This window comes from Cognatishimia sp. MH4019, from assembly GCF_020177595.1.
Classification (GTDB): domain Bacteria; phylum Pseudomonadota; class Alphaproteobacteria; order Rhodobacterales; family Rhodobacteraceae; genus JAHTBL01.
The window spans coordinates 168324-179785 of sequence record NZ_JAHTBL010000003.1; the positions used below are offsets into that span (position 1 = coordinate 168324).

Below are 11462 nucleotides of genomic sequence, written 5' to 3' on the forward strand. Positions count from 1 at the left end.
GTAGTAAAGAAAAGGGGCCACGCGGTTGCGCGGCCCTTTTACGTTCTAACCTGCGACAGATGCGCGGTGAATGCTGTCGATCGTGTCTGCAATCATGGAGTTAAACTCCGCATCCGATTGCTGTGCGCTCAGCCCTTCGGTCAGCGCGCGCGAGAAGCTGGCGATCATGCCCGCGTTTTGGGCAAGCATGTCATTGGCCTCGGCACGGGAATAGCCGCCTGACAAGGCCACGACCTTCAGCACTTTTGGATCCTCGACGAGGGTTTTGTAGAAGTTTGCCTGCGTCGGCAGGCTCAGCTTGAGCATGATCTGTTCATCATCGGGCAGGCCCGCAAGCTGGTTGGCAATCGCGTCAAGCAGCATGGCTTCCGCTTCGGCCTTGTCGTCGATGGTGATTGTCACCTCTGGCTCAAGGATCGGCATGAGGCCGTGTGACAAGATTTGACGACCCACCTCAAACTGCTGGGCGACAATTTTGCTGATGCCCTCTTTATCGGCTGCGTCGATAACCGACCGCATCTTGGTGCCAAAAACGCCAAGGCCTTTGGCGCGCTCCAGCAGCGGATCAAGCCCTTCAATGGGTTTCATGAGCTTTACGCCATTGGCACTGTCTTGCAGGCCCTTGTCGACTTTCAGGAACGGCACGACGCCATTGTCCTCCCACAGAGCCAGAGAGGACGGCTTGCCGCCGATCTCGCGGTCCATCGTGTTCTCGAAGAGGATCGCGCCGATCACCTTGTCGCCGCTGAAGGCGGGAGCGTTGACGATGCGGGTGCGCATGTCGTGGATCTTTTCGAACATCTCGGCATCCGAGCCGTATTCGCTTTCCTCGACCCCGTAGAGCTTGAGCGCTTTGGGGGTGGAGCCGCCCGACTGATCGAGTGCGGCGATGAAGCCTTGGCCAGCGACGATTTTGGCGCGTTGGGTGTCAGTGGACATGAGTAAGGCTCCGGTGCATTGCTTAGGTTGCCTTGGGCTTATCCAAGGCCGGGCAGCGGCGCAATTCGGGTTGCGCTAACACTGGCCGATTAAGCGCTCAGCGCGGCGACCCCCGGCAATTCTTTGCCTTCCATCCATTCCAGAAACGCGCCGCCCGCGGTGGAGATATAGGTGAAATCCTTGGCCGCATCCGCTTTGTTCAGCGCGGCGACCGTGTCGCCACCGCCCGCGACCGACACAAGCGTTCCGGCTTTCGAGGCCTCGGCGGCGGCTTTTGCGGCGGCGTTGGTGGCTTTGTCGAATGGCTCAATCTCGAAGGCGCCCAATGGGCCGTTCCAGATCAGCGTTTTGCTATCAGCGATAGCCTGCGTGATCGCGGCCACGCTGTCGGGGCCAGCATCGAGGATCATCGCATCGGCAGGGCAAGCATCTGCCGCGACGGTTTCATTGGGCGCGCCTGCCGCAAACTCGCGGGCGACGACGACGTCTGCCGGAAGCAGGATTGTGCAGCCGGCCTCTTTTGCCTTTGCGAGGATATCAGACGCTGTGCCTGTCATCTCATGCTCGGCGAGGGATTTGCCCACGTCGATCCCTTGAGCGGCCAGAAACGTGTTGGCCATGCCGCCGCCAATGACCAGCGTGTCGACCTTGCTGACCAGATTGCCCAGCAGGTCCAGCTTGGTGGAAACCTTGGCCCCGCCAACCACAGCCATGACCGGGCGTTCGGGCTTGGACAAAGCGGCCTCCAACGCGCTGAGTTCGGCCTGCATCAGACGGCCCGCGCAAGAGGGCAAGAGCCGCGCGATCCCTTCGGTCGTGGCATGGGCGCGGTGCGCGGCAGAGAACGCATCGTTGCAGTAGATATCGCCCAGCTTGGCAATCTCAGCGGCGAAGTCCGGGTCGTTTTCAGTCTCGGCGGCATGAAAGCGGGTGTTCTCGAGCAGCAGCACTTCACCCTCCACCAGCGCGCCGACGGCGGCTTGCGCTTCGGCTCCGATGCAATCGGCGGCAAAGCGGACCTTTGCGCCGAACGCAGCTTCGAGCGCAGGCACCAGCGGTTTGAGTGACATCTCTGGCACGACCTGGCCTTTGGGGCGCCCGAAATGCGCCAGCAGAACAGGCCGTCCGCCGCTGGCCAGAATATTCTGCACCGTGGGCGAGATGCGCTGGATGCGGGTGTCATCGGTGACCTTGCCGTCCTCGACCGGCACGTTGATATCCACGCGGGTCAAGACGCGTTTGCCTGCCAGATCCATGTCGTCGAGTGTTTTCCAAGCCATGATGTGCTCCCTATCCGCTGTATGTCTCCTGCCGCGAACCGCTCTTGGCGTCAACCGCGCCTTGGCAATCGTGGCGGGGCGGCTTAGGTATCACGGCAACGAGATAAAGGAGAGCCCGATGGCCGAAATCAAAGACCCCGAGAACACAATCATCATTGAGCTGAAAGATGGCCCCGTCACCATCGAACTGCTTCCTGATGTGGCGCCCAAGCATTGCGAGCGGATGAAAGAGCTGGCCCGCGCGGGTGCTTATGACAATGTGTGTTTTCACCGCGTCATCGACGGTTTCATGGCGCAGACAGGTGACGTGGCCAACGGCAATATGGAGAAAGACTTCAACATCCGTGCCGCTGGTACAGGCGGGTCCGAGCACCCGAATGTGCCTGCCGAGTTTTCGAAACTGCCCCATTCGCGCGGCACAATTGGTGCGGCACGCTCTGCCAACCCCGACAGCGCGAACAGCCAGTTCTTCATCAACTTCAAGGACAATGACTTTCTGAATGGTCAATACACGGTCTATGGCCGCGTGATCGAAGGGATGGAGCATGTGGACGCAATTCAACGCGGTGAGCCGCCGATGAACCCGGATCGCATGATCTCGATGAAGGTCGCAGCGGATGCGTAAGCTTGCAATTATGTTGTCTCTGATGGCCTCGCCCGCTTTGGCGACGGGGCTTGAGATCGAAGTCGCAGGGGAAGCCAATGGCACGATCACGATTGATCTGCTGGAAGACGTCGCGCCCAACCATGTGGCACAGATCACGGCATTGGCCGAAGAGGGCGCCTATGACGATGTCGTCTTTCACCGTGTGATCGAAGGCTTCATGGCGCAGACCGGCGATGTCGAGAATGGCAAGGTTGGTGCGGATATGCGTCTGGCCGGAACCGGTGGATCGGACCGCTCTGATCTGGACGCCGAGTTCTCGGACGAGAATTTTGACACCGGTGTGGTCGGCATGGCGCGATCGCAAAATCCGAATTCGGCCAATAGCCAGTTCTTCATCATGTTCGCGCCCGCGCCGCATCTGAATGGTCAATATACCGTTGTCGGTCGCGTGACTGACGGGATGGATGTGGTTAATGCGATCAAGCGCGGCGAGGGGCCCAATGGGGCTGTCATCGGCGCGCCGGATGTCATGAAAAGCGTGACCGTTACGGAGTAACTTTGCCGCGAGGCGACTATGTCGGGGGTCTTTCCTGTGGCAGCGTGCTGTCAAAGAGGAGAGGCCCCCGATGCGTTTTTTCAGCTTATGTCTGGCGTTCGCGCTGTCTGCCGGAATGGCTGTGGCCAGCCCGGAGTTCTGGCGCAATGAATGGCCGAACACGGATTTCGAGAAGACCAGTGTTGAGAACTGGGTCGAGATCATGTCGGGCGGCCCGCCCAAGGACGGGATCCCCGCGCTGTTTGATCCGTCTTTCGTGAAGGCGGGCGACAAGACCGGGATCGAACCGCGCGAGCCCGTGATTACTGTCGAGATCGAGGGCGCACAGCCGCGGGCCTATCCGATCCGCTATCTGACATGGCATGAGATCGTGAATGACACGGTCGGCGGTATCCCCGTTGCGGTCACCTTCTGTCCGCTGTGCAATTCAGGGATTACCTTTGATCGGCGCGTGGGCGGTCAGGTGCTGAGCTTTGGGGTCAGTGGCAAACTGCGGTTCTCGGACATGGTGATGTATGATCGCGAGACGGAAAGCTGGTGGCAGCAGGCGATTGGCGAGGCGATTGTGGGCGATCTGACCGGGGCTGAGCTGGTCAGCCTGCCCAGCTGGATGGAGAGCTATGCCGAGTTCGTCGCGCGCAACCCGGACGGTCTGGTGATGGCCCAGCCGAATTACCGCCGCGATTACGGTCGCAATCCTTATGTGCGTTATGACAGCTCTCACCGCCCGTTTCTTTATTCCGGCGAGATGCCGCCCCATGGCATTCCGGCACTGGCGCGGGTTGTGCGGGTGGGCGACCGCGCCTGGCCGCTGACGCGTTTGCAGGAAGGCAGTGTTGATGAGGCGGGGGTGTCGATCTCGTGGAGCGCGGGTCAAGCCTCGGCCCTGGACAGTGAAAGGATCGGGCAGGGCAAGGATGTGGGCACCGTGCGGGTACGCGACGCGGCGGGCAATGATCTGCCCCATGACGTGATGTTCGCCTTCGCGTTTCACGCGTTCTGGCCGGATGGGGAGTGGATGATCGCGAAATGACGTGAGGGCGCGGTTGCGCCAGCGACGGTGTGCGGTCAGTTTGAGCCCAACTTTGGGAGAGAGACATGACAGCATCCTTTGATTTCAGCGGTAAAAACGTGTTCGTGGTTGGCGGGACCAGCGGCATCAATCTTGGCATCGCCAAGGCTTTTGCCGCCGCAGGTGCGCGTATGGGCGTGGCCAGCCGCAAGCAGGACAAGGTCGATGCGGCGGTGGCGGAGCTGGGCGAGGGCGCGTTGGGCTACAGCTTTGACGTGCGCAACTTTGACGACATCGCAGCGGCTTTCGCGGATTTCGAGGAGAAAGCCGGCAAGATCGACGTGGTGGTGTCAGGTGCTGCGGGGAACTTTCCGGCTTTGGCGAAGGATATCAGCTCAAACGGGTTCAAGGCGGTGATCGACATCGACTTGCTGGGGACGTTTCATGTGATGAAAGCCGCGATGGGGCATATGGTGCAGCCCGGTGGGAGCCTGATCAACATCTCCGCCCCGCAGGCGGTGCAAGCGATGCCGTTTCAGGTGCATGTCTGTGCGGCCAAGGCCGGTGTCGACATGATTACCAAATGCCTTGCGATTGAGTGGGGGCCGTTGGGGCTGCGGGTGAACTCGGTCATTCCGGGGCCGATTGACGGCACCGAAGGGATGGACCGGCTGGCACCAACGGAAGCCATGCGCAAAGCAGTGGTCAAGACCGTGCCGATGGGGCGGATGGGCGATCCGGAGGATGTGGCTTTGGCCTGCATGTATCTGGGGTCAGATGCCGCGCGCTATGTCAGCGGGACGATTTTGAACGCCGATGGCGGTTGGGCCATTGCGGGGGCAAGGATAGATCTAGCGCTTGGCTAAAGGCCAAGCGCGTTGCCCGATAGGTGAATTCCGCAGGAAATCACCGTAAGGGCTGCTTTGGGATAAATAGATTGCGCCGCACGCCTTTGGCGCGCGTCGCCACGCTGGGGGCTCCGCCCCCAGACCCCCGGAGGTATTTAGGCACAAAAGAAGCCTAGGTGAGCGTCACCAAAGCGTGGCGCTTTTTGCCGGCGCTGAGTTTGATGGGCGTGGCGAGCTTATCGGCGTCGATCATCATGCCGGCATCTGTGAGGGGCGCATCGTCGATCTTCGCGCCATTCTCGGCAATCAGGCGCTTGGCGTCTTTGCCGGACTTGGCGAGGCCGGATCGGACGATCAGTTGCACGATGGAGATGCCGTCCGCGATGTCGTCTTTGGTGAGGGCGAGCGTGGGCAGGTCGTCTCCAACGCCGCCTTTCTCGAAGACCTCGCGGGCGGTGGCTTCGGCCGCGGCGGCAGCGTCAGCGCCATGGGCAAGCGTCGTGATCTCATTGGCGAGGCGGATCTTGGCTTCGTTGATCTCTGAGCCTTTCAGCGCGCCGAGGCGGTCGCATTCGTCGATTGGCAGCTCTGTATAGAGTTTGAGGAAGCGGCCCACATCGGCGTCGGTGGTGTTGCGCCAGAACTGCCAGAACTCATAGGGGGAGCGCATCTCAGGGTTCAGCCAGACCGCGCCGTCCTGGCTTTTGCCCATCTTTTTGCCGTCGCTGGTGGTCAGCAGGGGCGACGTGAGGCCGTAGATTTCATGATCCAGCACGCGGCGGGTGAGGTCGATGCCGTTTACAATGTTGCCCCATTGATCCGAGCCGCCCATTTGCAGCAGGCAGCCGTAGCGGCGGTTCAGCTCTAGGAAATCATAGGCTTGCAGGATCATGTAGTTGAATTCGAGGAACGACAGGGATTGTTCGCGGTCGAGGCGCGACTTGACGCTCTCGAATGCCAGCATCCGGTTGACCGAGAAATGCCGCCCGATATCGCGTAGAAAATCGAGGTAGTTGAGACCGTCGAGCCATTCGGCGTTGTTGAGCATCAGCGCATCGCTCGCGCCGTCGCCAAAACTGACGTAGTTGCTGAACACCGCCTTGATGCCCGCGATATTGTCGTCGATCTGCGCAGGCGTCAGCAACGGGCGCTCGTCCGCGCGGAAAGACGGATCGCCCACTTTCGTGGTGCCGCCGCCCATCAGGACGATGGGCTTGTGTCCCGTCTTTTGCAGCCAGCGCAGCATCATGATCTGGATGAGCGAGCCCACATGGAGCGATTTCGCCGTCGCATCAAAGCCGATATAGCCCGGCACCACGCCTGCCATCAGTGCGTCATCGAGGCCTTGATAATCGGTGCAATCGGCCAGAAAGCCGCGCTCGATCATCACGGATACGAACTCTGATTTGGGGTGGTAGGTCATTGCCGGGTTGTTCCTTTGCATCTCACGCGGCACTCTATAGTCATCGGATTGGCGCGAGGGAAGGCCATGTTGAAAAAGGGGAGCATGCGCGCGTTTGGGGCGGGGCCGTTACGCGCCTTGGGCGCAGGTCCAATACGCGCCTTGGGCGCGATGTCCGGCACATCGCTGGATGGGGTCGACGCAGCCGTTGTCGTTACGGACGGCCAGACAATCGAAGCGTTCGGCGCGCATGAGTTCCGAGCTTACACAGAGATCGAGCAAGCCCAGCTGCGCAGGGCCTTGGGCCAGTGGCCGTCAGAGGCGCTGGATTCTGTACAGGAATTGGTCGAGATGGCCCATGCCCATGTACTCAGCAGATTCGATTCTGTCGATCTGGTCGGTTTTCACGGCCAGACGCTGGCCCATGATCCGGCAAATCGGCGCACGCATCAGATCGGGGATGGGCGTGTGCTTGCCGAAGTGCTTCAGCTTCCAGTTGTTTGGGATTTCCGCAGCAACGACGTGGAACTGGGCGGGCAGGGCGCTCCGCTGGCGCCGTTCTTTCATCACGCTTGCGCGCGCTGGGCCGGGTTGGAGCAGCCGGTCGGATTTCTGAACCTCGGGGGGGTTGGCAACCTGACATGGGTTGATCCGCGCCTTGAGACGCCGGATGAAGACGGCGCGCTTTTGGCGTTCGATACCGGACCTGCCAACGCGCCGATCAATGATCTGATGCAGACCCGGCGGGGGCAAGCCTATGATTCAGAAGGCGCGCTGGCGGCGGCGGGGCAGGTCAATATGCCCGTGCTGGAGCGTTTTCTGAGCCACGGCTATTTTCACAAGATACCCCCTAAGTCTCTGGATCGGGATGATTTTTCCGATCTTCCCGCTGAGGTGTCTGATCTAGGAGACGCTGATGCCGCTGCCACACTGACAGCCTGCGCGGCGGCCAGTGTTGCGCAAGGTATGGTCTACTGCCCCAGCCCGCCCACGCGCCTTTTTGTGACCGGGGGCGGGCGGCGAAACCCCACATTGATGGCGATGCTGCGCGCGGGGTTGGACTGCCCGGTGGAGCCCGTCGAAGCGTTGGGTCTGAACGGCGATATGCTTGAGGCGCAGGCTTTTGCCTATCTGGCGGTGCGCGTGCTGCGCGGCCTGCCGACAAGTGCGCCGGGGACGACCGGAGTGCGTGCGCCGGTGGGGGGCGGAACCCTGTCGAACCCATCGGACGCGCAACAGTCTTTCACGGGCGTCGCTGTTGACGAAAAATAATGTCGCGCGCGGCCTACCCAGTTCTGGTTATTTACAATCGAGCCGTTAATATGAGAGATGTGGCGTGGTTTGGTTAGTTTTCTTTACCAAACGCGAGATCTAAGGGAGGACCCACATGACTAAGAAACTGCTTGGCGCTGTCGCCGGCGTATCCATGGCGTTTGCCGGTGCAGCATCTGCACAGGAAACCATCGAGATGACCTCTTCCTTCGGGAAGAACTTGCCGATCCTCGGCACCGCGGCCATCGACTTTGTGGAAAAGATCAATGGCATCTCTGAGGGCGTCGAGTTTGAACATTTCGATCCCGGTGAGCTGGTCCCGACGCTGGAAGCGCTTGACGCGGTCTCCAACGGTTCGGTTGACGCATCCTACGCAACGGCTGGTTACTGGCAGGGTAAAATTACTGCCGCGTCGCTGTTTGCAGCTGTGCCGTTCGGCCCCGAGGCTGGCGAGTTCCTGGGCTGGATGCTTTATGATGACGGCCTTGAGCTCTATCAGCGGATGTATGACGAAGCGGGCTATAACGTCCACGTCCTGCCCTGCGGTATCATCGCGCCGGAAACATCCGGTTGGTTCAAGAACGAGATCAACTCCATGGCGGACCTTGAAGGTCTGAACATGCGCTTCTTCGGTCTGGGTGCCGAAGTGATGCAGCGCCTTGGTGTGTCCACCTCGTTACTTGCCGCGGGCGACATCTTCCCCGCGCTTGAGCGTGGTGCGATTGATGCGACCGAGTTCTCGATGCCCCGCATCGACGCACGTCTGGGTTTCCACAACATCGCGAAGTTCAACTACTTCCCCGGCTGGCACCAGCCCGCCACGATGTTTGAGCTGCTGGTCAACAAGGATCGCTGGAACGATCTGGACGAGCGCAGCCAGAAGCAGATCGAAGTGGCTTGCCTTGCCAACGTCACAACCAACCTTGCCGAAGGTGAAGCGACCAACTTTGCTGCCATGGTCGACAATGTCGAGAACAACGGCGTGACCATCAAGCAGTGGCCGCAGGAAATGCTCGACACGTTCGAGAGCACCTGGGGTGAAGTGGCCGAAGAACTGGCTGCCGAAGACGCGTTCTTCGCAGAAGTGTGGGCCGACCTGTCGGAGTATCGTGAAGGCTACAAGACCTGGGGCAACTCGATCTACCTGCCGCGTCCGCGCAACTAAGGATCGCCGAGGCTTCCGCCTCGGGAATACCTTCTGACCGGCGCGAGGGGAGCCCTTCGCGCCGGTCTTTCCCACACTCAGGAATATTTGGGGGCAGTCGTCATGGATGACACCGAGCAGTCCGTCGCGCTTTACGATCCCGGTGAGATCGGACGCGAAGAGCATAACAGAGGTGACCGTCTGGTTGTCGCCATCTCAAACGTCGCCGCATGGCTTTTTCCGATCCTGATGATTGCGATCTGCACGCAAGTTGTCGTGCGCCAGTTGGGCAATAACCAAGCCTGGCTTGATGATTTTCAGTGGTGGCTTTACGGGACGGCCTGCCTCGTCGGCATCGGCTATGCAGTCACGACCAACAGCCATGTGCGGGTGGATATCCGCTATGACAATTTCCCCCAGGCCAAGAAAGACCGCACGGATATCGCGGCTTTGGCTTGGTTTTTTCTGCCGTTCATCATCATGTGCTGGGATTTCACGATCCATTACGCCATTGCGTCGGTGATCGCGGATGAGGGCTCCGACAGCCCGAACGGCTTGCACAATCTGTGGATCCTCAAGGTCATCATGAACCTTGCGTTCATCTTCATCGGAGTGGCGACCTATGCCGCCTATTACCGGGTGCTGTCGCGTCTGGTCCAGCCGACATTGTGGCGTCAGTTGCTTTGGGCGCTGCCGACCACGTTCATGGTTCTGAACCTGATGATCTTCTACGGGATCTGGTGGTTCCTGCGGCTGACGACGCCATCCGATGTGGTGAACCGTCAGATCGGGCGGATGCCGATTTTCGATGAGCTTGAGATCGGGCCTTACGAGATAGAGCCGACGATCCTGATGACCTTTGTGGCCACGTTCCTGGTCATCTTTGTGGCGTGGCTCTTTGGCCGCAAGCGCGAGGCTTAAGCGATGTTTCTTTTGGAATTCATTGGTCAGTTTCTGACCCTGAACGAGCTCGCCGTTCTCGCGATCTTCTTCACGTTCATCTACATGCTGTTCCGCGGCATCCCGGTTGCCATGGCGCTGGTCGGTGTGTCGCTGATCTACATTATCGTGGCGGAAACCCTGCTTGACCCGTATCGGTCGCTCTTCCGGGACATCATCGAGTTTGATCGCACCGGCATCGACTATCAGCGTCTATCGGCGCTGTCGGGGCGCCTGTTTGGCAATATCGTCAAGAACCCGGTTCTGGTGGCGCTGCCGATGTTCATCTTCATGGGGCTCATGCTGGATCAATCCGGCGTGGCGCAGCGGATGATGCATTCGATGCAGAAGCTGTTCGGGGGGCTGAAAGGCGGGCTGTCGCTGACGGTTCTTCTGATCGGCATTATCTTGGCGGCCTCCACAGGCGTCATTGGTGCATCGGTCACGCTGCTGGGCGTGATGGCCCTGCCAGCGATGATGAAGCAGAACTACTCCAAGCCGATTGCCACAGGCACGATTGCCTCGGCCGGGACGCTGGGCATTCTGATCCCGCCCTCGATCATGCTGGTGATCATGTCGGATCAGTTGGCGATCTCGCTGGGGGATTTGTTCATGGGGGCGCTCTTTCCGGGTCTGATCCTGGGCGGTCTCTATATCGTGTTCATCGTGCTTTACGGCGTCATCAGCCCCAACTCGATGCCCGCACCCGAAAAGACCGAAGAGGTCGGCTGGGATGTGGTCATTGATGTGCTGAAAGCGGTTGTGCCGCCGATGTTCCTGATCTTGCTGGTTCTGGGATCCATCTTTGCCGGTATCGCAACGCCGACGGAAGCGTCTGGTCTGGGCGCGCTGGGGGCCACGATCCTGGCAGCGATGAACGGCAAGCTCAGCTTCAAGGTTCTCAAAGAGGTCAGCCGGTCGACGCTGAACACCGCCGGTTACATCGTCGGTATCTTCTTGGCCGCGAATTTCTTTGCCTTCATCCTGCGCCGCTATGGCGGCGACGAGATCGTGCAGCACATGGTCGGCAATTCGTTCGACAACCCCTACGCGATTGTTCTGTTCATCCTCTTCATCGTGTTCCTGCTGGGCTTCCTGCTGGACTGGATCGAGATCACGATCATCATCATGCCGCTGATGCTGCCCATTGTGCAGGGGCTGGAACTGGCGGTGCCGGGCTTTGATCAGGTGCGCGACCCGCAGGTGGTCTGGTTCGCGATCCTTGTTGCGGTGACGTTGCAAACATCGTTCCTGACGCCACCCGTGGGCTTTGCACTGTTCTACCTCAAGGGGGTATGCCCGCCGGGCGTGTCGCTGGGCCATATCTATCGTGGCGTGATCCCGTTTGTGCTGTTGCAGCTTCTGGGCCTCTTCATCGTGTTCGAGTTCCCGGCGCTGACCACATGGTTACCTGCGAAAGCCTATGGCGGATAGCGAGGCTGTTTGGCACTGAAATTGGAAAA

General features: G+C 59.9%; 11 protein-coding genes. 8 read left to right on the forward strand and 3 right to left on the reverse strand.

Going from position 1 to position 11462, the window contains the following annotated elements:
* Positions 1–45: 45 nt before the first annotated feature.
* Positions 46–939, reverse strand: a complete 894-nt coding sequence (locus KUW67_RS06890) for a fructose bisphosphate aldolase (RefSeq protein ID WP_224824562.1) — start codon at positions 937–939, stop codon at positions 46–48.
* A gap of 89 nt (positions 940–1028) precedes the next feature.
* Positions 1029–2219 carry a phosphoglycerate kinase gene (gene pgk / locus KUW67_RS06895; RefSeq protein ID WP_224824563.1) on the reverse strand — a complete coding sequence of 397 codons (1191 nt, stop codon included), beginning with the start codon at positions 2217–2219 and terminating at the stop codon, positions 1029–1031.
* Between the two features lie 118 nt (positions 2220–2337).
* On the opposite strand from pgk, the gene KUW67_RS06900 reads away from it, so the two are divergent.
* The 4 genes from KUW67_RS06900 (at position 2338) to KUW67_RS06915 (ending at position 5260) form a co-directional block, all read left to right on the forward strand.
* The gene (locus tag KUW67_RS06900; RefSeq protein WP_224824564.1) at positions 2338–2844 is read left to right on the forward strand and encodes a peptidylprolyl isomerase; all 507 of its coding nucleotides are present in this window, start codon (positions 2338–2340) and stop codon (positions 2842–2844) included.
* On the forward strand, positions 2837–3382 hold the full coding sequence (locus tag KUW67_RS06905; RefSeq protein ID WP_224824565.1) for a peptidylprolyl isomerase: 546 nt from the start codon (positions 2837–2839) through the stop codon (positions 3380–3382). The genes KUW67_RS06900 and KUW67_RS06905 overlap by 8 nt, the downstream gene beginning before the upstream one ends.
* Before the next feature lie 70 nt (positions 3383–3452).
* A complete protein-coding gene (locus tag KUW67_RS06910; RefSeq protein WP_224824566.1) occupies positions 3453–4415 on the forward strand; it encodes a DUF3179 domain-containing protein in 963 nt (320 codons plus the stop codon).
* A 65-nt stretch (positions 4416–4480) separates the two neighbouring features.
* The gene (locus KUW67_RS06915) at positions 4481–5260 is read left to right on the forward strand and encodes an SDR family oxidoreductase (protein WP_224824567.1); all 780 of its coding nucleotides are present in this window, start codon (positions 4481–4483) and stop codon (positions 5258–5260) included.
* Between the two features lie 154 nt (positions 5261–5414).
* On the opposite strand, the gene tyrS is transcribed toward KUW67_RS06915, so the two are convergent.
* Positions 5415–6665, reverse strand: a complete 1251-nt coding sequence (gene tyrS, locus KUW67_RS06920) for a tyrosine--tRNA ligase (RefSeq protein WP_224824568.1) — start codon at positions 6663–6665, stop codon at positions 5415–5417.
* Positions 6666–6749: 84 nt separating this feature from the next.
* Here tyrS and KUW67_RS06925 point away from each other — a divergent pair, with 84 nt between their 5' ends.
* The 4 genes from KUW67_RS06925 (at position 6750) to KUW67_RS06940 (ending at position 11433) form a co-directional block, all read left to right on the forward strand.
* A complete protein-coding gene (locus tag KUW67_RS06925; RefSeq protein WP_224824569.1) occupies positions 6750–7916 on the forward strand; it encodes an anhydro-N-acetylmuramic acid kinase in 1167 nt (388 codons plus the stop codon).
* 115 nt (positions 7917–8031) lie between these two features.
* On the forward strand, positions 8032–9081 hold the full coding sequence (locus KUW67_RS06930) for a TRAP transporter substrate-binding protein (RefSeq protein WP_224824570.1): 1050 nt from the start codon (positions 8032–8034) through the stop codon (positions 9079–9081).
* 102 nt (positions 9082–9183) lie between these two features.
* A complete protein-coding gene (locus tag KUW67_RS06935; RefSeq protein WP_224824571.1) occupies positions 9184–9981 on the forward strand; it encodes a TRAP transporter small permease subunit in 798 nt (265 codons plus the stop codon).
* Between the two features lie 3 nt (positions 9982–9984).
* Complete coding sequence (locus KUW67_RS06940; RefSeq protein ID WP_224824572.1) at positions 9985–11433, forward strand: TRAP transporter large permease subunit; 1449 nt, start codon at positions 9985–9987, stop codon at positions 11431–11433.
* Positions 11434–11462 lie beyond the last annotated feature (29 nt).

Bases quoted from the DNA above. Each gene is read 5' to 3' on its own strand.
- KUW67_RS06890 (WP_224824562.1), bottom strand. From the start codon at position 939: ATGTCCACTGACACCCAACGCGCCAAAATCGTCGCTGGCCAAGGCTTC.
- pgk (WP_224824563.1), bottom strand. From the start codon at position 2,219: ATGGCTTGGAAAACACTCGACGACATGGATCTGGCAGGCAAACGCGTC.
- KUW67_RS06900 (WP_224824564.1), top strand. From the start codon at position 2,338: ATGGCCGAAATCAAAGACCCCGAGAACACAATCATCATTGAGCTGAAA.
- KUW67_RS06905 (WP_224824565.1), top strand. From the start codon at position 2,837: ATGCGTAAGCTTGCAATTATGTTGTCTCTGATGGCCTCGCCCGCTTTG.
- KUW67_RS06910 (WP_224824566.1), top strand. From the start codon at position 3,453: ATGCGTTTTTTCAGCTTATGTCTGGCGTTCGCGCTGTCTGCCGGAATG.
- KUW67_RS06915 (WP_224824567.1), top strand. From the start codon at position 4,481: ATGACAGCATCCTTTGATTTCAGCGGTAAAAACGTGTTCGTGGTTGGC.
- tyrS (WP_224824568.1), bottom strand. From the start codon at position 6,665: ATGACCTACCACCCCAAATCAGAGTTCGTATCCGTGATGATCGAGCGC.
- KUW67_RS06925 (WP_224824569.1), top strand. From the start codon at position 6,750: ATGCGCGCGTTTGGGGCGGGGCCGTTACGCGCCTTGGGCGCAGGTCCA.
- KUW67_RS06930 (WP_224824570.1), top strand. From the start codon at position 8,032: ATGACTAAGAAACTGCTTGGCGCTGTCGCCGGCGTATCCATGGCGTTT.
- KUW67_RS06935 (WP_224824571.1), top strand. From the start codon at position 9,184: ATGGATGACACCGAGCAGTCCGTCGCGCTTTACGATCCCGGTGAGATC.
- KUW67_RS06940 (WP_224824572.1), top strand. From the start codon at position 9,985: ATGTTTCTTTTGGAATTCATTGGTCAGTTTCTGACCCTGAACGAGCTC.